General features: G+C 55.5%; 18 protein-coding genes. 10 read left to right on the forward strand and 8 right to left on the reverse strand.

Annotated elements, in window-relative coordinates:
• Positions 1–23: 23 nt before the first annotated feature.
• The 9 genes from WMO44_RS03700 (at position 24) to WMO44_RS03740 (ending at position 13,874) form a co-directional block, all read left to right on the forward strand.
• Positions 24–587, forward strand: a complete 564-nt coding sequence (locus WMO44_RS03700) for a TetR/AcrR family transcriptional regulator (protein ID WP_349151783.1) — start codon at positions 24–26, stop codon at positions 585–587.
• Entirely contained in the window at positions 584–2,965 is a 2,382-nt protein-coding gene (locus tag WMO44_RS03705; RefSeq protein WP_349151784.1) for a glycoside hydrolase family 2 protein, read from the forward strand. The genes WMO44_RS03700 and WMO44_RS03705 overlap by 4 nt, the downstream gene beginning before the upstream one ends.
• Positions 2,956–4,341, forward strand: coding sequence for a glycoside-pentoside-hexuronide (GPH):cation symporter (locus WMO44_RS03710; RefSeq protein ID WP_349151785.1), 1,386 nt, complete (start codon positions 2,956–2,958; stop codon positions 4,339–4,341). The genes WMO44_RS03705 and WMO44_RS03710 overlap by 10 nt, the downstream gene beginning before the upstream one ends.
• A complete protein-coding gene (locus WMO44_RS03715) occupies positions 4,334–5,935 on the forward strand; it encodes a glycoside hydrolase family 36 protein (protein ID WP_349151786.1) in 1,602 nt (533 codons plus the stop codon). The genes WMO44_RS03710 and WMO44_RS03715 overlap by 8 nt, the downstream gene beginning before the upstream one ends.
• Positions 5,936–6,570: 635 nt before the next feature.
• Entirely contained in the window at positions 6,571–8,403 is a 1,833-nt protein-coding gene (locus tag WMO44_RS03720) for a type I restriction-modification system subunit M (RefSeq protein WP_349151787.1), read from the forward strand.
• Positions 8,400–9,539, forward strand: a complete 1,140-nt coding sequence (locus tag WMO44_RS03725) for a restriction endonuclease subunit S (protein WP_349151788.1) — start codon at positions 8,400–8,402, stop codon at positions 9,537–9,539. Before WMO44_RS03720 ends, WMO44_RS03725 begins: the two co-directional genes overlap by 4 nt.
• Before the next feature lie 24 nt (positions 9,540–9,563).
• Positions 9,564–9,923: a hypothetical protein gene (locus tag WMO44_RS03730; protein ID WP_349151789.1), complete on the forward strand. Its 360-nt coding sequence runs from the start codon at positions 9,564–9,566 to the stop codon at positions 9,921–9,923.
• A 13-nt stretch (positions 9,924–9,936) separates the two neighbouring features.
• On the forward strand, positions 9,937–10,713 hold the full coding sequence (locus tag WMO44_RS03735) for a DUF1883 domain-containing protein (RefSeq protein WP_097771751.1): 777 nt from the start codon (positions 9,937–9,939) through the stop codon (positions 10,711–10,713).
• Positions 10,714–10,736: 23 nt separating this feature from the next.
• Positions 10,737–13,874: a type I restriction endonuclease subunit R gene (locus WMO44_RS03740; protein ID WP_349151790.1), complete on the forward strand. Its 3,138-nt coding sequence runs from the start codon at positions 10,737–10,739 to the stop codon at positions 13,872–13,874.
• Positions 13,875–13,933: 59 nt separating this feature from the next.
• On the opposite strand, the gene rlmD is transcribed toward WMO44_RS03740, so the two are convergent.
• Positions 13,934–15,580 (reverse strand): 23S rRNA (uracil(1939)-C(5))-methyltransferase RlmD, encoded by a 1,647-nt coding sequence (gene rlmD, locus WMO44_RS03745; protein ID WP_349151791.1) that lies wholly within the window; start codon positions 15,578–15,580, stop codon positions 13,934–13,936.
• Positions 15,581–15,607: 27 nt separating this feature from the next.
• Positions 15,608–16,468, reverse strand: coding sequence for an AraC family transcriptional regulator (locus WMO44_RS03750; protein ID WP_055185134.1), 861 nt, complete (start codon positions 16,466–16,468; stop codon positions 15,608–15,610).
• A 200-nt stretch (positions 16,469–16,668) separates the two neighbouring features.
• Between WMO44_RS03750 and WMO44_RS03755 the strand changes: the two genes are divergently transcribed.
• Complete coding sequence (locus WMO44_RS03755) at positions 16,669–17,961, forward strand: galactokinase (protein ID WP_349151792.1); 1,293 nt, start codon at positions 16,669–16,671, stop codon at positions 17,959–17,961.
• A gap of 60 nt (positions 17,962–18,021) precedes the next feature.
• On the opposite strand, the gene WMO44_RS03760 is transcribed toward WMO44_RS03755, so the two are convergent.
• The 6 genes from WMO44_RS03760 to WMO44_RS03785 all read right to left on the reverse strand — a co-directional run bounded on the left by WMO44_RS03760 (position 18,022) and on the right by WMO44_RS03785 (position 23,855).
• A complete protein-coding gene (locus WMO44_RS03760) occupies positions 18,022–18,384 on the reverse strand; it encodes a hypothetical protein (RefSeq protein ID WP_055185137.1) in 363 nt (120 codons plus the stop codon).
• Between the two features lie 34 nt (positions 18,385–18,418).
• Positions 18,419–18,889, reverse strand: coding sequence for a hypothetical protein (locus WMO44_RS03765; protein WP_242852897.1), 471 nt, complete (start codon positions 18,887–18,889; stop codon positions 18,419–18,421).
• A gap of 343 nt (positions 18,890–19,232) precedes the next feature.
• A complete protein-coding gene (gene malQ / locus WMO44_RS03770) occupies positions 19,233–20,705 on the reverse strand; it encodes a 4-alpha-glucanotransferase (protein WP_055185141.1) in 1,473 nt (490 codons plus the stop codon).
• 13 nt (positions 20,706–20,718) lie between these two features.
• Positions 20,719–21,561: a carbohydrate ABC transporter permease gene (locus WMO44_RS03775; RefSeq protein ID WP_349151793.1), complete on the reverse strand. Its 843-nt coding sequence runs from the start codon at positions 21,559–21,561 to the stop codon at positions 20,719–20,721.
• Positions 21,561–22,412 (reverse strand): carbohydrate ABC transporter permease, encoded by an 852-nt coding sequence (locus WMO44_RS03780; RefSeq protein ID WP_055185145.1) that lies wholly within the window; start codon positions 22,410–22,412, stop codon positions 21,561–21,563. Before WMO44_RS03780 ends, WMO44_RS03775 begins: the two co-directional genes overlap by 1 nt.
• Positions 22,413–22,514: 102 nt before the next feature.
• Positions 22,515–23,855, reverse strand: a complete 1,341-nt coding sequence (locus tag WMO44_RS03785) for an ABC transporter substrate-binding protein (RefSeq protein WP_055185147.1) — start codon at positions 23,853–23,855, stop codon at positions 22,515–22,517.
• Positions 23,856–23,872: the final 17 nt, after the last annotated feature.

Raw genomic sequence — 23,872 nt, forward strand, 5'->3', positions numbered from 1 at the left:
CGGTTTCCAGAAGGAGGATGCTCATGCAGGAGGATCTCAGCGCCCTTGTGCGCACGCAGGCGATGCAGTTGTTCCGTCAACAGGGGCTGCATTTCACCATGCAGCAGGTGGCAGAGCCGCTGCATATCAGCAAAAAAACCATCTACACCGTTTACCCCTCCAAGGAGGCCCTTCTGCTGGACATGGTAGACCACGCCTTTGCGGACATCCACCGCTGCAAGCAGGAGATTCTGGCAGGCAGCGGTACTTTGCAGGAAAAGCTGCGGGCAGTCATCATTGCCATGCCGACGGAATATGCTGCGCTGGACCTGCGGCAGATGAAGGAGCTGGACGAGAAATACCCGGTGGTGGCGGCGCGGGTGCGCAGTCAATTGGAAAACGGGTGGGAGCCCACCATGGCGCTGCTGGAGCAGGCTGTGGCTGAGGGGGTCATGCGTCCGGTGTCCCTGCCGGTGCTGCGGCAGATGATTACCGCATCCATTGAGAGCTTTCTGGCAGACCGCAGTCTGGCAGAAAGCGGGGTGCAGTATGTGGCTGTACTGGAGGAAATGATCTCGATTCTACTGGAAGGAGTGCTGCCCCGATGAAACACAGCTTTTGCGAGGACTGGGAGTTTACACGACACTGGACGGAAGCCTTTGGCAAGGGGTTACCTGTACCAAAACAACAAGCCGTCCGCTTGCCCCATACCTGCCGGGAGGTGCCGCTGCACTATGCCTCTCCGGCCGATTACGAGATGGTCTGCGGCTACCGCAAACGGTTCCGGGTGCCGCCGGTACAGGCTGCGCCCCGGCTGTTTGTCCGCTTTGACGGCGCTGCCCATCAGGCGGTGGTGCGGGTCAACGGCAGGGTTGCCGGGCAGCATCGGGGCGGCTATACCGGCTTTACGGTGGAGATTACCGACCTTGTAGATCGGGAGGGTGAAAATCTGTTGACCGTGCAGCTGGACACCCGGGAGGCCCCCGCTATCCCGCCCTTTGGCTTTGTCATCGACTACCTGACCTACGGTGGGCTGTACCGGGAGGTCTGGCTGGAAGCGACCGCCGAAAGCCGCCTGACCGATTTGTTCGTCTACACGCCCACCCTGCATGACGCTGTGGTGCAGTGGACGGCAGAGCTTGCGCCCGCAGCCGCGGCGGTCCGCATCCGGCTGGAGACCGCAGACGGCGCCCTGCTGGCAGAGCAGACCGCGCAGGCAGCAGAAACCGGGAAGATCCAGCTTTCTGTGCCGGATGCACAGCCGTGGGATACAGAACATCCGGTTTTGCATCATGCCATTGCAGAGCTTTTGAACGCAGCCGGACAAGCCATCGACCGCAAACAGGTGACTTTTGGCTTCCGCACAGCGGAATTCAAGGCGGATGGCTTCTACCTCAACGGCAAAAAGACCTTTCTGCGGGGGTTGAACCGGCACCAGAGCTTTCCTTACATCGGTTACGCCGCACCGGAAAGCCTGCAGCGGGAGGATGCCCGCATTTTGCAGGAGGAGCTGCACTGCACCGCCGTGCGCACCAGCCACTATCCCCAAAGCCAATATTTTCTGGACGAGTGCGACCGCCGGGGCCTGCTGGTGTTCACTGAATTGCCGGGCTGGCAGCACATCGGGGACGACAACTGGAAGAACGCCGCCTGCGAGATGCTGCAGGAGATGCTCTTGCAGAACCGCAATCACCCCAGCATCATCCTGTGGGGCGTGCGCATCAACGAGAGCGTGGACGACGATGCCTTCTACACCCGCACCAATCAAATCGCCCATCAGCTGGACCCCAGCCGTGCCACCTCCGGCGTGCGGTATCTGGAAAAGAGCCATCTGCTGGAGGACGTCTACGCCTACAACGATTTTTCCCACAACGGCGTAACGCCCGGCGCAAAGCCCAAAAAGGACGTGACCCCGGATATGGGCAAGGCGCTGCTCATCTCGGAGTGCAACGGCCATATGTACCCAACCAAAGCCTTTGACGATGGTCCCCATCGACAGGAACACGCCCTGCGGCACGTCCGGGTACAGAACGCCGCCTATGCTAGTGGGGAGCACGCCGGGTGCTTTGGCTGGTGTATGTTCGATTACCAGACCCACAAGGACTTCGGCTCTGGGGACCGCATCTGCTACCACGGCGTGCTGGACAGCTTCCGCAACCCCAAATTGGCGGCGGCGGTCTATGCCAGTCAGGGCGATACTGACCCGGTGCTGGCGGTCAGCTCCTCTATGGACATCGGCGATAACCCCGCCGGGCAGCTGGGCACGGCCTACGTTTTCAGCAATGCCCAGCAGGTAAAGCTTTACAAAAACGATGTGTTCGTCACCGCCCTGCGCCGCAGCCAGTGGACAGCGCTGCCCCACCCGCCCTTTGTGATGGACGATACCATCGGCGAGCTGCTGGAAACGCAGGAACACTTTTCTCCCTCCAAGGCAGCCGCTGTGCGGGACTGCCTGCTGGCCACCGGGAAATACGGCTTGGCAGGGCTGCCACTGGTCTACAAGGTCAAATTCGGCTGGTGTATGCTGCGCTACAAAATGAGCTTTGAAGATGGCGTGGCGCTCTACGGCAAGTACGTTGGCAACTGGGGCGGCGAAGCCACCCGCTGGCGGTTCGATGCCGTGCAGGACGGCAGCGTGGTGCGCAGCGTGACCCTTTGCCCCAGTGCAAAGCTGCACTTGGAAGTCAAAGTCAGCAGGACGACCCTGCGGGAGCAGGATACCTACGATATGCCCGCTGTCCGGGTGCGCATTCTGGACGAGAACGGCACTCCTGCTCCCTACGCACAGTTCCCGGTGCAGTTTGCGGTGGAGGGCAGCGCCGCCCTTGTGGGCCCGCAGACGGCGGTGGCCGAAGGCGGCATGACCGGAACCTATCTGCGCACCGTGGGCGCTGCCGGAGAAGCCCTGCTGACCGTTTCTGCCCCGCAGACCCAGCCCGTTGCGGTGCGGTTCACCATTGAAAAGGAGGACGCTGTATGGAACTGACCCTGAAACAAAAAACCGCATTCGGCATTGGTGCCGTGGGCAAGGATATGGTATACGCCCTGTCGGCTTCTTATGTCATGTATTATTATCAGGACGTGCTGGGACTTTCGGCAAGCTTTGTGGGACTGGTGCTCATGGCTGCCCGGTTCTTCGATGCCTTCAACGACCCCTTTATGGGCGTTCTGGTGGCAAAGACCCGCACTCGCTGGGGACGTTTCCGTCCGTGGATCTTTTCCGGTACGCTGCTCAATGCGCTGGTGCTCTACGCCCTGTTTGCCGCCCCTGTGCTGGACGAAGCAGCGCTGATGGTCTATTTCAGCGTGGTGTACATCCTGTGGGGCGTTACCTATACCATGATGGATATTCCGTATTGGTCCATGATCCCCGCCGTGACCCGCACCCCAAAAGACCGGGAGAACCTTTCTATGGTGGGGCGCACCTGTGCAGGCGTTGGTTCGGCACTCATTGCCATGTTCACCATGCTGCTGGTGGGAGCCCTTGGCGGCGACAGCGAGCGCGCTGGCTTCCGCTGGGTGGCATTGATCGTAGCGGTAATTTTTGCAATGACAGAGCTGGTGTGCTGCATTTCCATGAAAGAAACCACCCCCAGTGAGATGAAGACCGCCACCGTAAAGGAGATGTTCTCCGCCCTGTTCCGCAACGATCAGGCTATGGTAGTGGTGGGCAGCATCGTGCTGATCAACTCGGCGCTGTACCTTACCTCCAACTTCATCATCTATTTCTTCAAATACGACCTTGGCGGTGCAGGCTGGAAAGCCACCTACACCCTGTTTTCCACCGTGGGCGGTGCGGCGCAGATCCTTGGCATGATGGTGCTTTACCCCTTGCTGCGCAAAAAGTTCAGCAGCACGCAGGTATTTCACCTGAGCCTTGTGCTGGCACTGTGCGGCTACGGCACGCTGCTGGTGTTCTGCCTGACCGGGCTTTCCCATAGCCTTGCCCTGCTGTGCATCCCGGGCGTTGTCGTGTTTGCCTGCAACGGGATGCTGACCGTGCTGACCACCCTGTTCCTTTCCAACAGTGTGGATTACGGCCAGCTCAAGACCGGACGCCGGGAGGAGAGCGTCATCTTTTCCATGCAGACCTTTGTGGTCAAGGCAGCCTCCGGTGTGGCGGTGTTCCTCACCGGCATCGGGCTGGACCTCATCGGTCTTGTGGGCAACACGGAGGAGACCGGCCCGGTGGCAGTACAAAGCGCCGGGACCCTGCTGGGTCTGCGCCTGATGATGACCGTACTGCCCATGCTGGTGCTGGCGGGTGTGCTGGTGCTGTTCCAGCGCAAATTTGTTCTGACCGATGCCCGCGCTGCCGAGATCAGCGCACAGCTCCACGGGGAGGAAGCGAACCATGACTGAAACGCTGCACTGGTACGCGGAAACTTCCGGCGGCGCACAGACAGGCAACTGCACGGTCACGGAGAATGGCGGTGCGCTGCATCTGACGGCAAACCTGCCCGCCGGGACGCTGAAGTCGGTGCGTGCCGAGATGCCGTGGACGATGGCAGCAGACGAGCGTCTGTTCATGAACGGCTACCAGACATGGACCTACAGCCCGGAGCTGGACCGGAACGGCAAGCTGCGCGGCACCGACCACATCCCCGGCTTTCTGCGTAAAAAATATGCCTTTGACCGCTACGGCGATTATCATTTTGCGCCTTACGGACATCAAAAGGGGCAGAGCCACGGCTTTTCCTACTGCTATTTCCGCAAGGGCAAGCAGTTCCGGCTGGTGGCATCGCTGGACGAGAAGCCGGGCTACACCATCCTCCGCTACGACAGCGGCGAAGCCCTGCTGACGCTGGAGCGTGACTGCGCCGGGGTGGAGCATCCCGGCGGCAGCTTTGCTCTGTTCGACCTGTTTTTTGCCGAGGGCAGCGAGACGGAGGTGTTCGACGGCTGGTTTCAGGCTATGGGCATCAAGCCCCGGACTGAAAAGAAGCTGGCAGGCTATTCCAGTTGGTACAACCGCTATCAGAACATCACCGAGGATACCATCCGGGAGGACCTGACCGGCTGCCGCAGCCTGCTTTGCCCGGGAGACCTGTTCCAGATCGATGATGGCTGGGAGCCGAAGGTGGGCGACTGGCTGGAAACAGATGCACAGAAATTCCCCCACGGGCTGAAAGGCATGGTGGAGGAAATTCACGCCGCCGGATTTCAGGCTGGGCTATGGCTTGCACCCTTTGTGTGCGAAAAGGACTCTGCCCTTTTCCGGCAGCACCCGGACTGGCTGCTGAAAGTGGACGGCAAACCGTGGTGCTGCGGCAGCAACTGGAGCAGTTTCTATGCGCTGGATATCGACAACCCGGCGGTGCTGGACTATCTGCGCCGGGTGTTTGACCGGGTGCTGAACGACTGGGGCTTCGACCTTGTCAAGCTGGATTTTCTGTACGGTGCTGCCCCCTTTGGCAACGCCCGCGAGAGCCGGGCGGGCAGAATGTACCGTGCCATGGAGCTGCTGCGCAGCTGGTGCGGGCAAAAGCAGATCCTCGGCTGCGGCGTACCGGTGATGCCGGCTTTCGGGCTGGTGGATTACTGCCGTGTCAGCTGTGACGTAGGGCTGGACTGGGACGATGTGTGGTATATGCGCCTGTTCCACCGGGAGCGGGTGTCCACAAAGCAGGCCATCAACAACACGCTATTCCGGCGGCAGCTCAATGGCCGTGCCTATGGCAGCGACCCGGATGTGTTCTTCCTCCGGGAGGAAAACTGCAAGCTAACGGCAGAGCAAAAACGCACCCTTGCCACGGTCAATGCCCTGCTGGGCAATGTGTTCCTTACCTCGGATATGCCGTCCCACTACACGGATGCGCAGCGGGCAGAGTACCGCCGTCTGCGCGATATATTTGAACATGTAGAACAGGTGAAGGTGAAAACGGAAGAGGGGACGGTTTGTATTCAGTATCTTCTGTATGGCAAACCGCAAAAGTTGCTTTGCAGACCTTTTTAGAAAGCAGCCGAATATGTGCTTGTATAATCATACTTTATAAACGGAGAAAAACGGCTTATATTGGAGAAAAAACGCATTGCATCGTAAGCGAATCGGTGCTACAATATAAACTGTCGAAAGTTGAATATAAGCAGACGAACAGCCGGTAGGTCGAAAGCCTATCGGCTTTTTTCGTGCTATCTCACAAGGTGCTATGTACATAAAGGGTAGGGTGAATAGATTTGGATAAGGCTTTGGATGTTAAAATTTTGTAAAAGAAACGTGAAAAGTGTCTCCTTTTTGCCCGATTTCGGTGTACATAGTGAAGGCCTTTATTTCTGAGCCAGATGAAAGGAGAAAGTGGAAGTCAGGGATTTATTGCAGTTCAGGGGGAGACTGTCGCTGATCATTTGTCATGCATCTGCTTGTTTTGCGTTGCAAAATACTTGTTGGGGACACCCAAACCCTTGAACTGCATCCGTTGGATGCAGGATTAGCGTCTCCAAATGAGAAAGTTTATGGCTCTAACACATTGTCAGCCATTGGTAAACAACTTTTCCAGCCAAAAAAGAAAATAGCGATGATTAAAGATGAACATTGCAGAAAAATGTGATACAATAGAAAATGAAAATCCAAACAACAGGAGGAACCCCCTCGTGGCAAATAATGTGAACGTCAAAAAACTGGAAGCTGACCTGTGGGAGTCGGCAGATCTGCTGCGTGCAGGCTCTAAACTCACCTCGAACCAATACTGTATGCCGGTACTGGGACTGATTTTTCTGCGGTATGCGTACAGCCGCTTCAAACTGGCAGAGCAGGAGATCCTGAAAGACCGTCCCGTGCGCGGCGGTCGGGTGCTGCCGGTGGAGCAAAGCGACTTTGCCGAGAAGAGTGCACTGTTTCTGCCCAAGGAGGCGCAGTACAATTACTTGGTCAATTTGCCCGCCAACATCCCGGAGCAGGGGCTGACCGGCATCGAGGGTAACCCGCTGAACAGTCTGGGCGAAGTGGTGAACAACGCCATGGAACTGGTGGAGCAGCAGAGCGAGCAGCTGCAGGGCGTTCTGCCGAAGGACTACACCATCTTCTCGGATGAACTGCTGGGGGAACTGCTGCGCATCTTCAACAATGATGCGTTGGACGATGTGGGCGGCGATGTGATCGGCCGTATCTACGAGTACTTTTTGAATAAGTTTGCCAAGAACGTGGCACAGGATGACGGCGTGTTCTTTACGCCGAAATCGCTGGTGAAAATGATCGTCAATGTGCTGGAGCCTGCCCACGGCGTTCTGTTGGACCCGGCTTGCGGCAGCGGCGGTATGTTTGTGCAGACCGGCGACTTTGTAAACCATGCGGGCATGATCGCCAACAACACCATGACCTTCTACGGACAGGAAAAGGTGGAGTACAATGCCAAGCTCTGCCTGATGAATATGGCCGTGCATGGTCTGACCGGCGTGATCAAGTCCGGCGATGAAGCCAATACCTTCTATCACGATGCCCACAACCTGAACGGCTGCTGCGACTATGTGATGGCAAATCCGCCGTTTAACGTGGACAAGGTCAAGTCGGAGTCGGCGCAGAGTGCCGGGCGGTTGCCCTTTGGCCTGCCCGGCGTGAACAAGGCCAAGGAAATCGGCAACGCAAACTATCTGTGGGTGTCCTATTTCTACTCCTACCTGAACGAGCATGGCCGTGCGGGTTTTGTGATGGCGTCCTCGGCTACCGACAGTCAGGGCAAAGACAAGGATATCCGTGAAAAGCTCATCCAGACCGGCCATGTGGACGTGATGATGAGCGTGGGCAACAACTTCTTCTACACCAAGAGCCTGCCCTGTTCGCTGTGGTTTCTGGATAAGGGCAAACCGGAACATCTGCTGGACACCGTACTGTTCATCGACGCCCGCAACTATTATACCGTGGTGGACCGTACTCAGAACGAGTGGAGCGACTGGCAGCTGAAGAACCTCAACGCCATTGTCTGGCTCTATCGTAGCGAGGTGGACAAGTACAAGGTGCTTCTGGCGGAGTATCACGCAGAGCTGGCGGACGACCGCCCCTTTGCAGAGATTCAGGCTGCAATGGAACAAAACGTGCAGGCCAAGCGGGAAGAAGCCAAAGCCGCTGTGGATGCAGCGCCCCGCAAGGAGCGCAAGACCACGCAGGAAAAGTTCGACAAGGAGCTGGAAGCCCTCAACGAGAAGCTGACCGTTGCCAAGGAGGCCGTCTGGCTCACCGAAAAGTTTGGCGAGGGCGTTTATCAGGATATCCCCGGTCTGTGCAAGGTGGCCAGCCGCGACACCATCCTCAACGAAAAAGGCGCATCCCTGACGCCCGGTGCCTATGTGGGCGTTGCACCCGTGGAGGACGACGGCGTGGATTTTGCCCAGCGGATGAAGGAAATCCACAAGGAGCTGCTGGAATTGCAGGCAGAGTCCAACCGCCTGATGGAAACCATCTCGAAGAATCTGGAGGAGATGGAGGTATGAAGTGGGAAAAAGTGAAACTGGGGGATATTTGCAAGTATGTGACCTCAGGAGGAACGCCCAAAAGCTCTATAAAAGAATATTATGAGCCTAAGCAAATTCCATGGTTAAAAACTAAAGAAGTCAATTATTGCCGAATTTATGAAACAGAGTCGTATATTTCAAAAGACGGATTAGATAATTCTAGCGCAAAGATGATTCCACAAAATTCAGTGATTGTTGCGATGTACGGACAAGGTGATACAGCTGGAAGAGTAGCGATAAACAAAATTCCACTAACAACAAATCAGGCGTGCTGTAATCTTATCATAGATGAAACTAAGGCATACTATGAGTTTGTATATTATCAATTGGTTACGCTGTATGAAAAAATGGTTTCATTAAAGAATGGTGGAGCACAGCCAAATTTGAATGCAGCGATAATTAAAAGTATTGAGATTAAACTTCCACCTTTAAAAACACAGCGGTATATTGCTGATATTCTCTCTTCCTATGACAATCTGATTGAAAACAACCAGAAACAAATCAAACTGCTGGAAGAAGCAGCCCAGCGGATTTATAAAGAGTGGTTTGTGGATTTGCGCTTTCCGGGGCATGAAAACACGAAAATTGTGGACGGCGTACCGGAGGGGTGGAGCAGAGGACTGTTAAAGGAACTCATTAGTGTTAATTATGGAAAAGACCATAAAAAAGCTCCTGATGATGGAAATATCCCTGTTTATGGCTCTGGCGGTTTAATGCGAAAATGTAATAAATCGCTGTTTTCTGGTGAGGCAGTCCTGATTCCTCGAAAAGGCTCTTTGAATAATATCATGTATGTGGATGAAACATTTTGGACAGTGGACACAATGTTCTATGCTACGATGAAACAACCACATACAGTCGTTTTTGTATATTTCTTTGTCAAAGCATTTGATATGTACTCCATGAATATTGGCGCAGCAGTACCCAGCATGACGGCAAAGATTCTGGACGCGATGGATGTGGTAATTCCCGATAAAGAAACTCTGGAAAAGTTTGACAAACTCACAAAAACATATTTTAATAAAATAAAGACGTTGCAAGGACAAAATGAGCGGTTAAAGATAGCAAGAGATTTGCTGCTAGCGAAGTTGATGAGCGGGGAAGTGGAGGTGTGACACTATCGATAGCAATAAAATAGCTTGAACTTTGATGAAAGGGGTGTTCATAATATGTCAGATTCTCTTAATGAATATTGCGCTGAAGCAAATGATCTTAAGGACGTAAAAGACGCGATGGATAATATTCAAAAACTTCGTGCTCAAATGAAGAATCCGACCAGAGATGGAATGATCAAAGCGTTGCGAGATGCAAAAATAAGTGCGTTGATGGAAATTTCGGCCTTGGAAATGGCACAGGGGGCGACAAATTGGGTGCCGTTTTCAGAGGCATCAGATAGTACGCTGTACACACTCCTAGGACAGTATGAACGAGGATTGAGACTCCATTGTATTGCTAAAATAGGTGAAAAAGCTTTTAATGAACAAATGATTAGAAAATGAAAAGAGGCACACAATGCAATTTACAAAATACGATTTGGGGCAACTGGATAAGGGACGTGTTGTAGAAATTATTTTAAAGGGAAATGCTGCAAATGTCCGATTGATGGACAGTAGCAATTTCAACAATTACAGAAATGGACGAAATCATCGATATATTGGAGGGCTTGCAAAGAAATCACCAGTTAGATTGCAGACGACGCACTCGGCGCATTGGTATGTTGCAATCGATTTGGCGGGATTGGGTGGAAGAGTTCAAAGTTCAGTTCGGGTTTTACCAGCACCGTTACCGCAAATCGAAAATCGTCCGCTTGCAGAGGTTCCATCGCTTGTCCATAATAACGGCTTGATTATGAATGAAGACGCTGGAATTGAACCAGAGTATGACGTTTTTATTTCTCATGCATCTGAAGATAAAGATGAGGTTGTCAGGCCACTTGCAAATGCACTTAAAAATCTTGGTATAAAAGTTTGGTATGACGAATTTGAAATGAGAATAGGAGATAGTCTGAGAAGAAAAATTGATAAGGGATTAGCAAACAGTCGATTTGGAATCGTTGTGGTATCACGTGATTTCATAAAAAAGGGCTGGACAAATTATGAGTTGGACGGCATTATAACAAAGGCTGTATCAGGTGAGCAAATCATACTCCCCATTTGGCATAATATTACGAAGAAGGAAGTTATAGATTATAGTCCTTCTTTGGCAGATAAATTAGCAAGAAATACGGCAATCGATACCGTGGAGGATATTGCTAAAGAAATTGCAGATGTAATAAAAACGAATCGTTGAAATTACGATGAAGAGGTGATCCTATGAGCCGCGAATACTCCGAAAATGTCCTTGTCCAGAACAGCGCAGGCAACCTGCTGCAAAATGTTCTGGGCTGGGAGGTCGTGCTGGCTTACAACTCCGAAAAGCTGGGGCCGGACGGGACGTTGGGTCGCACCAGCTATGGGGAAGTGCTGCTGACCCGGTATTTTCGGCAGGCGCTTTTGCGGTTGAACCCATGGCTCACCCCGAACCAGCTGGACGAGGTGCAGAAGAAATTCACGGCGCACGTTTCCACCGCATCCCTGATGCAGATCAATGAGGAAAAGTATTTTCTGCTGCGGGATGGCATCCCGGTGACGGTCAAGCGGCCGGATGGCCGCACCGAAATCCGAAGCGCGGCGGTGATCGACTTCAAAAACCCGGAAAACAACCACTTCCTCGCCGTAAAAGAAATGAAGATCCACTCGCAGCTGTACCGCTGCAGAACGGACATCGTGGGCTTTGTCAATGGCATTCCGCTGCTGTTCATCGAGCTGAAAAAGCCCACCGTGGATGTGCAGAACGCCTACATAGACAATTATCGGGATTACCTCGATACCATTCCACAGTTGTTCTATTACAATGCCTTTCTCATGCTGTCCAATGGATTGGAAGCCAAGGTGGGTACGCTTGGCAGCAAGTACGAGTTTTTCCACGAGTGGAAGCGTCTGAAGGAAAGCGATGCAGGCAGCGTGGAACTGAAAACCATGCTGCGGGGCATCTGCGAGAAAAAGACCTTCCTCGATCTGCTGGAAAACTTCATCCTTTACGACCATTCCGGTGGGCGCACCACCAAGATTCTGGCGCGCAACCACCAGTATCTCGGCGTCAACGAGGCCGTCAGTGCTTACGAGAACCGCAAGCTGAAAGACGGCAGGCTGGGTGTGTTCTGGCACACGCAGGGGTCAGGCAAAAGCTACTCCATGGTCTTTCTGGCGCAGAAGATCCGGCGCAAGTTTGCAGGCTCGCCCACCATTGTGGTGCTGACCGACCGTGACGAGCTGAACCGGCAGATCAGCGATACCTTTGAAAACTGCGGTCTGCTGGGCAAGACAAAGGCTTCGCAGTTTATTGCATCCAGCGGTACAGACCTTGTAAAAAAGCTGCGGGGCAACCCTAGCTTTGTGTTTACCCTGATCCAGAAGTTCAATCTGCCCAAGGAGCCGCCCATCTACCCGGATCACGACATTCTGATTTTGTCGGATGAAGCCCATCGCAGCCAGTACGGCATTTTTGCAGACAACATGATGCACCTGCTGCCCACGGCGTCCCGCATCGGCTTTACCGGTACGCCGCTTCTGGCAGATGACCATATCACCGAGCGCACCTTTGGCGGGTATCTGTCGGTGTATGATTTCAAGCGGGCGGTGGAGGACGGCGCAACGGTGCCGCTGTACTATGAGAACCGTGCGGATAAGATCGCCCAGTTGGACAAGCCGGAGATCACCGGGCGGATTTTGGACGCCATTGAAGCAGCCGACCTTGATCCTTCGCAGGAGGAAAAGCTGGAACGCGAGTTTGCAAAGGAGATCCATATTCTCACCGCAGATGAACGGCTGCGCTCCATTGCAAAGGATTTTGTGGAGCATTACTCTGACCTTTGGACCAGCGGCAAGGCGATGTTTGTCTGCCTGAATAAGGTCACCTGTGTGCGGATGTACAACTATGTGCAGGAATACTGGCGGGCAAAGATCAGGGAACTGGAAGCCCGGCAGGGCACAGCGACCCAGCAGGAAGCACAGGAGCTTGCCCGCAAACTGGCATGGATGAAAGAAACCGAAATGGCAGTGGTGATCAGTCAGGAGCAGAACGAGGTGCAGACCTTCAAAAAGTGGGGGCTGGATATTCTGCCGCACCGTGCCAAAATGGAAAAGCGGGAGCTGGATAAAGAATTCAAGGACAGCAAGAATCCGTTCCGGGTGGTGTTCGTCTGTGCCATGTGGTTGACGGGCTTTGATGTAAAGTGTCTGTCCTGTCTGTATCTGGACAAGCCGTTGAAAGCCCATACCCTGATGCAGACTATTGCTCGTGCAAACCGTGTTTCGGAGGGCAAGAGCAATGGCCTGATCGTGGACTATATTGGTATCGTAAAGGCGCTGCGCAAGGCTCTGGCAGATTATACAGTCAGCAAGAACAGCCCGGCGGGCGTTGATCCAACGGTGGATAAAACGGAGCTGATTCAGCGTATTTGCACGGTCATCGGAAAAACGGACGGCTTTCTGGCAGAACACGGGTTCCGGCTGCAGGAATTGGTGGACGCACAGGACTTTGAGAAGATGAACCTTGTACAGGATGCAGTCAACGCGATGTGCGAGACGTTGGAAACCAAGAAAACCTTCCAGACCTATGCGTCTGAACTGGCACGGCTGTTCCGCTACGCAGACCGTGACGATGTGGACGATGCCGTGCGCGCCCGGAAAAACGCAATTCTCGCCATCTACGAGGGCTTGCAGCAGAAGCGGAAACACGCGGACAATACCGACCTGATGGTGCAGATCAACGGCATCGTCAACGAGTACATCCATGTGGAAAAGCCGGATCAGGAGGCTGTACCTTCCCGGCAGTTTGACATCAGCAAAATTGACTTTGACCTGTTGAGTCGGGAGTTCGCCCACACCCGGCGGAAGAACCTTTTGCTGCGCGATCTGGATGAACTGGTGAATCAGCAATTGGCGAAAATGCTGTTTGCAAACCCGCAGCGCATTGATTATTATGACCGCTATCAGGAGATTATCGATGCCTACAATGCGGAGCAGAACCGTGCGACCATCGAGAAAACCTTCATGGATCTGATGGAGCTTGCAAGTTCACTGGACACGGAGCAGCAGCGCTATATGCGTGAGGGCTTTTCCAGCGATGAGGAACTTTCAGTGTACGATTTGCTGTTTTCGGAGAACCTCACGAAGCAGGAAATTGAAACGATCAAGAAGGTGTCTGTGGACTTGTTGACAAAAATCAAACAGCAGATTGCCAAACTCGACCATTGGACGGACAAGCAGGAAACTAAGGCGATTGTGGATAACCTGATCCGTAAGACCCTTTGGCAAGAACTTCCCAATAGCTATGATGTAAGCGATATCCAGACCTACCAAAAGAAAATCTACGAGTATGTATATATGCGCTACCCGGAAGTAGCATAACGCAAAAATCACCCCAGAGAGAACGCGCAAGAGGCTATTCTCTCTGGGGTGATTGCGTATCAAATCATCTGAAAATGCTTCAATGCTTCCACAATCGCATCCTCTTTTTCCTTCGGACACTTGGGCTGCTTCGCATTTTCATTTTTCGCTTTATGGTAATTTTCCCGCTCGATGATGCCGTACTTCTGCTTCACCTGTGCAATATAGAGATTAGAAACCTTGAGTTGATAGTGCTCCCACACATAATCCCGAATCTGATCGTAAGTCGCCTTGCTCTCCGCAGCAGTCACATCCAACTCCTCCATGTTAACGTCCACTTCGATGTGCCGCTCGACATGGATTTTGGTCAAAAGGAGAACCGCTTCGACATGCTTCGTCCTCGGGAACAGATCCACCGGCTGCACCTTTTCTGCATGGTACCCATTCTTCTCCAGCCATGCGGCGTCTCGGGCGGCGGTGGCGGGGTTGCAGCTGACATACACCACCCGGCGGGGGGCCATGCGCACCACGGCAGAGAGAGTGGCTTCATCGCAGCCCTTGCGGGGCGGGTCCAGCATGACGATGTCCGGGTGCAGGCCCTCGGCGGCGAGCTGGGTGGCAGCCTGACCGGCATCGGCGCAGAAAAAGCGGCTCTTGGCAGCTACGGCCTTGCCCATGCGGGCAGCGTTGGCCTTGGCGCTCTCGATGGCCTCCGGCACGATCTCTACACCAATCAGCTCCCTGCATTGGTCGGCCATGGAAAGGCCGATGGTGCCCATGCCGCAGTAGAGATCCAGCAGTGCGTCGTCCGGGGTCAGCTGCGCGTACTGCGCGGCAACCCCGTACAGCCGCTCGGCGGCCAGTGTGTTGACCTGATAGAAGGACAGTGGCCCCAGACGCACCGGTACGCCGCAGAGAGTGTCCTCAATGTAGCCCGGGCCGTACAGGATATGGTTCTCGCCGCCCAGAATGACGTTGGTATTTTTGGCGTTGACGTTGAGCAGAATGGTGCTGATGGCCGGGAACTGTTCCCGCAGCGCGGTGCAAAGCTGCTCTGCGTGGGGCAGCTTTGCCCGGGTGCATACCAGACACACCATGATCTGCCCGCTGTGCGCGCCGCGCCGCAGGAAGATGTGCCGTACCAGCCCCTTGCCGCTCTGCTCGTCGTAGGGACGGATGCCCTGCTGCGAAAAAAAGGCGCACAGTGCGTTGCCGATCTCGTTCAGCACGCCGGGCTGCAGTTTGCAGTCCGGGCAGGGGACGATGCGGTGGGTACGTCCGGCGTAAAAGCCGATGCAAGGCGCACCGTTCTTGTCCACGCCCACAGGGAACTGCACCTTGTTGCGGTAGCGGTCCACCTCCGGGGAGGGCAGGATATCCAGCACCGGAACCTCCAGCCCGCCGATGCGGCGGAAGGCGTCCAGCACGCTATCCTGTTTGGCGCGCAGCTCTGCGGCGTAGTCCAGATGCCGCAGGCTGCACCCGCCGCAGGGGCCTGCTACCGGGCAGTCCACCGGAATGCGGTCCGGCGAGGGGGTGAGCAGTTCGTCCAGAATGCCAAAGGCATACCGACCGCAGTCCTTTACAATGCGCACCCGGGCTTCGTCCCCTGGGGCAGTGCCGGGCACGAACACGGCCTCGCCATCGGCACTGTGGGCAACGCCGCTGCCGTCGCTGGAAAGGCGCTCGATGCGCAGGGTCAGGATCTGGTTTTTCTGTAAAGGCATGGTTTCTCCTTGTGTGATTGGCTCAGGTTACAGTTGGGCAGGGCTTGCCGGGTCGGCGTCCTGCTGGGCGGCAAAATACTTGCTGGGCGGCACGCCCTTGGCGCGCTTGAACACCCGCGAAAAGTAGAACTGGTCAAAGAAGCCTACTGACACCGCCACCTCTGCAATGGAAAGGCTGCCGGCACGCAACAGTTTGCAGGCTTCGTTGATGCGGTACTCAGTCAGGTAGTCGATGGGACTCTTGCCCACATTCAGCATGAACACCCGGTACAGGTGGCTGCGGGAAACCCCCACGCTCTTGGCTACGTCGTCAATGGAGATGTCGTGAGAGTAGTTGAACTGGATGTACTTGATGGCGTTCAGCACATACTGACTGGAAGAGGAGGCCGTGTGGGGTTTGCCTGCGCTGGTCTCCCGCATCAAAGCGGCGATGAACAGGTACAGATACCCCACCATGGCAGCCTCGTCCTGCGGCTGCAGCCCACGGGAAGAGTAGATGTTGTTCAGGGCTGCCCGCATCCCGTCCGGGTCGCTGGTGTGGTGCACGGGTGCATCGTCTGTAAAGGGCAGCTGCGCGGCAAGCTTGTGGGCACAGGCACCGTTAAAGCCCACCCAGCTGTACTCCCACGGCTGCTGTTCGTCGGCGGTATAGCGGATCAGCTGGCTGGGGCGGGCGAAGAAAAGATCACCCTCGCTCACCTCCCAGGTGCGGCCGCCCACCTCAAAGATGCCCTTGCCGGATACCACCAGATGGATCAGGTAGTGGTCGCGGATGCCGGGACCCCATGTCTGACCCGGAGCGCACCGCTCCAAGCCGCAGTTGAAGATGGACAATTCAATGTTGTTGGTGTAATTCTGCTTAAAGGATTGCTTATAAACGTCTGGCATGGCAGCTTTACCTCCGTCCTGTCACATTCTGCACCCAGTATACCATAGAACGCCCTGCAAATTCAACAAAAGTACATCTTATTCTTTGCAACTGACGCCGAAATTTGGATTTTTGGGTCAAATAAATTGAAAAAAAGCCCGAAATGCATTACAATAAGCAAAAAGAGCAGAATCGTTCATTCTGGAGGGGAGGAGCTGTCATGGCCACCAGTGCACAACTCAGAAAACAGATCCTGCAGGGCAGCTGGGACGACGCACTTGCTGCACTTTATGGGGCGGACCCGGCGGTGCTGCAACGGCAGCGCGGGCGCTATGCGGCGGCGCTGGAACAGTTCGAGCTGTATTTCGGCCCCGGGCGGCAGGTGCAGGTGTACTCTGCACCGGGGCGGGCAGAGCTGGGCGGCAACCACACGGATCATCAGGGCGGCTATGGCCTTGCGGCGGCGGTCACGCTGGATCTGGTGGCGGTGGCGGCCCGCAACACGGATGGCTATGTGCGGGTCAAGTCCCGGGGCTTCAACAAACTGGATGTCATTGATCTTGCTACCGCAGAGCCGCAGGCAGTGGAGAGCACCCACTCGGCCAGTCTGATCCGCGGCATTGCCGAGGGATTCCGCGCAGTGGGCAAGCAGATCGGCGGCTTTGATGCCTATACCGCCAGCGATGTGCTGCGCGGCTCCGGGCTGTCCAGTTCGGCGGCGTTCGAGATGGGCATGGCCTCCATCTGGAACGAGGAATACAGTACCGGGCTGACCCCGGCAGAGCTGGCCGGCATTTGCCAGTATGCGGAAAATACCTATTTCGGCAAGCCCAGCGGCCTGCTGGATCAGCTGACCAGTGCGGTGGGCGGTATTATCTTTGCAGATTTTGCCGATCCGCGCACCCCAAAGATTGAAAAACTCCACGCAGACGGTCTGCTGCCGGAGGGAATGTTCCTCTGCGTCACCGATACCCGGGGCAGCCACAGCGAGCTGACCGGAGAGTTTGCAGCCATCCGGCAGGAGATGGAGCAGGTGGCCGCCTGCTTCGGTAAGCCACTGCTGGGGCAGGTACAGGAGACGGCATTCTGGGCGGCACTGCCTGCCTTGCGCAGCCGCTGCGGAGACCGTGCGGTGCTGCGGGCGATCCATTATTTTGAGGAAAACGCACGCACGCTGGCGCAGCGGGATGCGCTTTATGCAAAGCAGTTTCCGGTGTTTGCGGGGCTGGTGAAGCAGAGCGGACAGGCTTCCTTTGCGCTGTGCCAGAACGTGTACTGCACAGCGGATGTGCGGCATCAGGGGCTGTCGGTGGCGCTGGCCTTGAGCCAGAGCATTCTGGAAGGCACCGAGGGCGCGTGGAGGATGCAGGGCGGCGGCTTTGCAGGCACCATCCAAGCCTATGTGCCCGGGCGGCTGCTCGGGCGGTACCATACAGCCATTGAGCGGGTGTTCGGGCAGGGCAGCTGCTATGTGCTGCGCCTGCGGGAGCAGGGCGCAGTCCGGGTGATCTGAACAAAACAAAAAGCCGTGCATGACCGGAATGCTCCGGGATGCACGGCTTATTTTTATGGCTTACTGTTGCAGCGAAAAAGGCTGGGGGAGAGAATTCTCGACCGGTTTGGCACCTCTCTGCTGAACATTATCCAGATACTGGACGGCAGTGACGGCAGTCTCGCGGGTGATGCCAAGCAGGCGGCCGATCTGCTGAGAGAGCTTGATCCCGGTCTGCACACCTGCCTTGATCATGCGGAAAAGCAGCATAGGCACAAAGGTAAAGGAAAACGAGATCAGCCCACCTTCCCAGAAGAAATCACCAAAGTGCAGATTATCAAAAAAGCTGCCGACGGCATCGCCGAATTCACTGCCACCAAAGGCAGCACGCTGCTCCTCGGGGGAGAGGGCTGCGTAGGAAGAGGGCAGCTGAAGCTTTTTCATAAATAAGAACACTCCTTTCCGGGTCGATGAAAGATCAGCACAGAGCTACCAGAGTAGGCAGACAATTCTGCTGCTCGGCGGCCTCCTGTTCTGCCTTCTTTTTGGCCTGAATTTCGTTGTACGTATTCTTAAAGGCGTCCACAAGATTTTTGATGGAGAGATAGATGCTGCGTGCCTGACAATAGGCATAATAACCGCCCAGACCAGCCATACCGATCGTGGCAACCTTGCTCCATGTGTTCAGCTTGCCCCAGTAGTGCCCTATGGCATCACCAACGCTCAAACCATCGTTCAGGGCATTCTGCATACCGGAGACTGCGCCCTGGAACGCATAGCGCCCCATCAAGCCCAGCAGATTTACCGTAACATTGATGCCAAAGGCCATGACCTGCTGCGGGGTGATGTTGATGGAAAAGGCACCGCCCTCGGTGTAGGTCATCTCCTCGGCAGAGAGCACAGAGTAGCCGGCAGGCAGCTGCAGCGGGCGCTGATATGTATGATCCATGATGGAAAACTCCTTTCGTACACAGAACTCCCCAAGGGGCAGTTCATCTAGTAACTGAATTGTAGCATATCTGCACAAAAATGACAAGAGAGCGCGGGTTTGAAAACCATGATACATTTGTGAATATATTGTGACGGAATGCTGAAAAACTGACCTGAATACGCTGTAAACACGCAAAGCGCCTGCTTTTTTTACGGCGAAAAAATGTTGTAGCAAAAACGTGCTGAAAAAGAGGACAACAAAGGCATCTGCCCGTACCCGCTGTGCTGCGCAGGACGCAGCAGCGGGCAAAGCAGATGCCTTGTGTATTTTACAGGTTGTCAGACGAAAGGGAAACGGGCATTTAAAGCCTTTCCGGCACACGCTCATACAGCGTGGTCAGCTCGGCGATATGCCCGGCCAATGTTGCGGGTAGGGGCTGCGCCAGCCGCCAGTGCCAGTTTGCGCCCTGTGTGCTGGGGGTGTTGATGCGGGCCTCGCTGCCCAGATGCAGCCAGTCTGCCAGCGGGATGATGGCGGTATCCGAAACACTGGCAAGGCATGCGCAGATCATGCCTTCGGTCAGGGTCTCCGGTGTGCAGCGCAGATACCGGCAGGCGTATGCCACATCCTCGGCGCTGGCGTTGTTGCGCCAGCCCTCAGTGGTCACGTTGTCGTGGGTGCCGGTGTACACCACGCTGTTGCGGGGGTAGGTGTGGGGCAGGTAGTTGCCCGACTCCCGGCTGTCGAAGGCGAACTGCATGATCTTCATGCCCGGGTAACCGCTCTCGGCCAGCATCGCCTTCACCTCCGGGGTCAAGTAGCCCAGATCTTCGGCGATGATATTGCCACTGCCCAGCGCCTGCTGCATGGCGTGGATAAAGTCCCGGTCGGGGCCTTTTTCCCAGTGACCGCCCGCAGCCGTGGTGCTTCCGGCAGGGATGGAATAGTAGCTCTCAAAGCCCCGGAAGTGGTCGATGCGCACCACATCATAGATGGAGGTGGCGTGCTTCATGCGCTGCTTCCACCAGTCAAAGCCAGTGGCCTTGTGGGCAGGCCAGTCGTACAGCGGGTTGCCCCACAGCTGGCCGTCTGCCGCAAAGGCATCCGGCGGACAGCCGGCTACATGGGTCAGGTGCATCTGTCCATCGGTCTGGAACAACTCCGGGTGAGTCCACAGGTCGCTGGAATCCGGGCTGACGTAGATGGGGATATCACCCACCAACAGGACACCCTTGCGGTTGGCATAGGCTTTCAGTGCGTTCCACTGGGTATAGAAGAAGAATTGCACTGCCTTGTGGTAGCAGATCTGGTCAGCCAGCCGTGCTTTTGCGGCGGCAATGACCTCCGGCTCCCGGCAGCGCAGGGCGTCCGGCCAGTCGGCAAGGCCTGCCTGCCCCTGCTCTGCCTTTACGGCCATGAACAGGGCGTAGTCCTCCAGCCAGAAGCTCTGTGCTGTGCAGAAGGCTTCGTAAGCAGGGGAGGGGGCAGCCAGCAGCCGGTCGGCGGCCTTTTTCAGCAGCACCGGGCGCTGGTTGTACAGCGCACCGTAGTCAACGGTGCTCACCGGCTGCGCGGCGGGGATCTCTTCGGCGGTCAGATAGCCATCTGCCGCCAGCAGACGAAAATCAATAAAGTAGGGGTTTCCGGCAAAGGCGGAAAAGCTCTGGTAGGGGCTGTCGCCATAGCCGGTAGGGCCGATGGGCAAAATCTGCCAATAGGTCTGCTTTGCCTCGGCCAGAAAATCAACGAATGCGGTCGCTTCACTGCCCAGCGTACCGATGCCAAAAGGCCCCGGCAGACTGAACACCGGCATCAAAATGCCGCTTGCACGCATACCGTGCACCTCCTTAGCCCTTTACAGCACCGGCCACGACACCCTCGATGATGTACTTCTGGCAGGTCATGTAGAGGATAATGATGGGGATGATCGCAATGATGATGCAGGCCATCATGGGAGCCAGCTCCACACGGCCGTAGCCGCCGCGGAAATACTGAATCGCCATGGGGATGGTGCGGTACTTCTTGATATCCAGCACCAGCGTGGGCAGCAGATAGTCGTTCCATACCCACATGGTCTCCAGAATAGCGGTGGAGATCATGGTAGGCTTCAGGATGGGGAACACGACCTTGAAGAAGATCTGGATGGGGTTGCAGCCGTCGATCATGGCGGCTTCCTCAATCTCCATGGGCACACTCTTCATAAAGCCGGTAAACATGAACACGGCCAGACCAGCGCCGAAGCCCAGATAGATGATGCAGATGTTCCAAGGGTTGTTCAGCTTCAGCCGGTCAGCGGTCTTGGACAGGGTGAACATGACCATCTGGAAGGGGACGACCATGGAAAACACGATCAGCAAGTTCATGAACTTGCTCAGCTTGTTGTTCACGCGGGTCAGATACCAACCGGTCATGGAGCAGCACAGCAGGATCAGCACCACACTGGTGATGGTGATCAGAAGGCTGTAGCCCATGCTGGAGAGGAAGTCCATCTTGGTCACGCCGTAAACGTAGTTGCGCAGACCGGCAAAGGTTTCGGCGGTGGGCAGACGGAACACCGTAGAGGTGGTAAAGCTACCCTCGGTTTTCAAGCTGTTCAGCAGGATCAGCACGATGGGGTAGATCCACAGCAGGCAGAGAAGCACCATTACAACAATAAGGATGACATCCCAGGTTCTTTTCTGTTTCGACATTACTGCTGCACCTCCTTAGAGCGGGTAAAGTGGAGCTGGATCAGCGAGATGACCACCACGATCAGGAAGAACACTACGGCCTTTGCCTGACCAATGCCCTTCCACTGCGCACCGGAGCGGCCGTAGAAGGTGTTGTAGATGTTCAGCGCAAGCATTTCGCTGGCGTTGGCAGGCTCGCCTGCGGTCAGGGCAACGTTCTGGTCGAACAGCTTGAAGCTGTTGGTCAGGGTCAGGAAGGTGCAGATGGTCACGCTGGGCATGACCATGGGAATCTTGATCTTGAACAGGATCTCGCGGTCGTTGGCACCGTCGATCTTAGCGGCCTCAATCAGGTCGCCGGGCACGCTTTGCAGACCAGCCACATAGATGATCATCATGTAGCCGATCTGCTGCCAGCACATCAGGATGACCAGACCGACAAAACCGGCCTTGGCATCCAAAGCAAGCAGGGGCTTCTGCAGGTTCGCCAGCACACCGTTGAGCAGGATCTGCCAGATGTAGCCCAGCAGGATGCCGCCGATCAGGTTGGGCATAAAGAACACGGTACGGAAGATGTTGGTGCCCTTGATGCCGCGGGTCAGCACCAGTGCAATGGCAAAAGCACACACATTGATAAGTACAGTGCTTACCACGGTAAACGCCGCCGTAAAGCCAAAGGCGTGCAGAAAGGTGGAATCCTGAAATACCGAGAGGTAGTTCTGGATGCCCACAAAGGTGGTCTTGGAAACGGTAGTGAACCGCTGGAAGGACAGGTAAACGCCCCAGATAAAGGGCCAGATGAAGCCGATGATAAAGGCGACCAGAGTAGGAAGCACAAATATCGGCCAGTATTTACTAATGGCTTTTTGCATGATATACCTCCTGAGGGAGCTGTCTGATAAAAAGGAAAGGAGGCGGGCGAACTTTTCGCCCGCCTCCCTTTTTAATTCCTAGGGAGATCTCCGGTCAAAGGCTTAGCCGTTGGCCAGCTTGTACTCCTTGGCCCAGCCATCCACAAATGCGGTGACAACGTCGTCCCACTTGCCGGTGCCTGCTGCGTATGCAGTCAGAGCGCTGCCCACGCCGTTCTTCCACTCCTCGGAAGGCATGGTGGAGAAGCACCAGTCAACACTGGTCTTGCCGTCGGCCACATACTGGTTTGCAATGGTGATCAGGGGGTTGGTGGAGTCCTTAGCCTTCTTGAAGGGGATAACGAAGCCCATCTTGTCAGCCATCGCGCTGGTGCCGGCCTCAGAGGTGACGCACCAGTACAGGAAGTCCAGAGTAGCCTGAATGTCGGCCTCGGAAGAGGTGTTGTTGACACACCAGAAGTTCTCAGAACCGGTGCACAGACCCTGATTTTCCTCGCCGTCCACGCCGATGTAAATGGGCAGCATACCCAGATTGTCGTCGCCCAGATCCTTCACATCATTGTAAGCCCAAGTGCCGTTCTGGTAGAACACAGCCTTCTTGCCCACAAACTCAGCCACAGCGTCGTTGCCGGTCTTGGAAGCCAGCAGCTTGGGATCGCAGGTGGAATCGGTGATGTACAGATCCCAGATCTGCTTGTAGTTGTCCAGATAGGTGCCCTTGATGGCGTCGGTGGAGCCAATGCCGTCTGCCTTGTACTCGTAGTAGATGGGCAGGTTTGCCAGATGGGTCTTGAAACGCCAGTCAGAAGAACCATCCATGCCGGCGGAGGTGAAAGCACCGTCCACGCCCAGCTCAGCCTTACGGGCCTGAATGTCATCAGCGACCTTCTTCAGGTCGGCAAAGCCCTTGATGTCCTCCTGCTTGTAACCGGCAGCGGTCAGCAGTTCCTTGTTGTAGATGATGCCGTAGGTCTCAATGACGTATGCAATGCTGGTAACAGCGTCGCCGTCCTTCAGTGCAAAGGAGTCGCTGGTCAGCTCGCCGTACAGCTGGCTGCCGGACAGATCGTAGCAGTAATCCTTCCAGTTTGCCAGACCAACAGGGCCGTTCACCTGGAACAGGGTGGGAGCCTCGCTCTTCTCCATCTCGCTCATCAGGGTGGTCTCATACTGGCCGGAAGCGGCGGTGACAACGGTCACAGGCACGCCGGTCTCCTTGGTGTACTCAGCGGCCAGATCCTGCCAATCCTGATCCTGCTCGGGCTTGAAGTTCAGATAGTAGACCTTGCCGTCTGCCTTTGCAGCGGTGCTGGAAGCAGCGGTAGAACTGGCAGCAGAGGAAGCGGTGCTGCTGGAAGAGCCGCCGCAGGCAGCCAGACCCAGAGCAGCGGCAGAAACGCCAGCGGCCTTCAGGAAGTTACGACGAGTGATCATCTTTTTCATAATAAGTTCTCCTTCTT

Source organism: Faecalibacterium tardum (assembly GCF_040096515.1).
Classification (GTDB): Bacteria; Bacillota; Clostridia; order Oscillospirales; family Ruminococcaceae; genus Faecalibacterium; species Faecalibacterium tardum.

Bases quoted from the DNA above. Each gene is read 5' to 3' on its own strand.
- WMO44_RS03700 (WP_349151783.1), top strand. From the start codon at position 24: ATGCAGGAGGATCTCAGCGCCCTTGTGCGCACGCAGGCGATGCAGTTG.
- WMO44_RS03780 (WP_055185145.1), bottom strand. From the start codon at position 22,412: ATGCAAAAAGCCATTAGTAAATACTGGCCGATATTTGTGCTTCCTACT.
- WMO44_RS03775 (WP_349151793.1), bottom strand. From the start codon at position 21,561: ATGTCGAAACAGAAAAGAACCTGGGATGTCATCCTTATTGTTGTAATG.
- WMO44_RS03710 (WP_349151785.1), top strand. From the start codon at position 2,956: ATGGAACTGACCCTGAAACAAAAAACCGCATTCGGCATTGGTGCCGTG.
- WMO44_RS03755 (WP_349151792.1), top strand. From the start codon at position 16,669: ATGGCCACCAGTGCACAACTCAGAAAACAGATCCTGCAGGGCAGCTGG.
- WMO44_RS03715 (WP_349151786.1), top strand. From the start codon at position 4,334: ATGACTGAAACGCTGCACTGGTACGCGGAAACTTCCGGCGGCGCACAG.
- WMO44_RS03785 (WP_055185147.1), bottom strand. From the start codon at position 23,855: ATGAAAAAGATGATCACTCGTCGTAACTTCCTGAAGGCCGCTGGCGTT.
- WMO44_RS03740 (WP_349151790.1), top strand. From the start codon at position 10,737: ATGAGCCGCGAATACTCCGAAAATGTCCTTGTCCAGAACAGCGCAGGC.
- WMO44_RS03750 (WP_055185134.1), bottom strand. From the start codon at position 16,468: ATGCCAGACGTTTATAAGCAATCCTTTAAGCAGAATTACACCAACAAC.
- rlmD (WP_349151791.1), bottom strand. From the start codon at position 15,580: ATGCCTTTACAGAAAAACCAGATCCTGACCCTGCGCATCGAGCGCCTT.
- malQ (WP_055185141.1), bottom strand. From the start codon at position 20,705: ATGCGTGCAAGCGGCATTTTGATGCCGGTGTTCAGTCTGCCGGGGCCT.
- WMO44_RS03735 (WP_097771751.1), top strand. From the start codon at position 9,937: ATGCAATTTACAAAATACGATTTGGGGCAACTGGATAAGGGACGTGTT.
- WMO44_RS03705 (WP_349151784.1), top strand. From the start codon at position 584: ATGAAACACAGCTTTTGCGAGGACTGGGAGTTTACACGACACTGGACG.
- WMO44_RS03765 (WP_242852897.1), bottom strand. From the start codon at position 18,889: ATGGATCATACATATCAGCGCCCGCTGCAGCTGCCTGCCGGCTACTCT.
- WMO44_RS03725 (WP_349151788.1), top strand. From the start codon at position 8,400: ATGAAGTGGGAAAAAGTGAAACTGGGGGATATTTGCAAGTATGTGACC.
- WMO44_RS03760 (WP_055185137.1), bottom strand. From the start codon at position 18,384: ATGAAAAAGCTTCAGCTGCCCTCTTCCTACGCAGCCCTCTCCCCCGAG.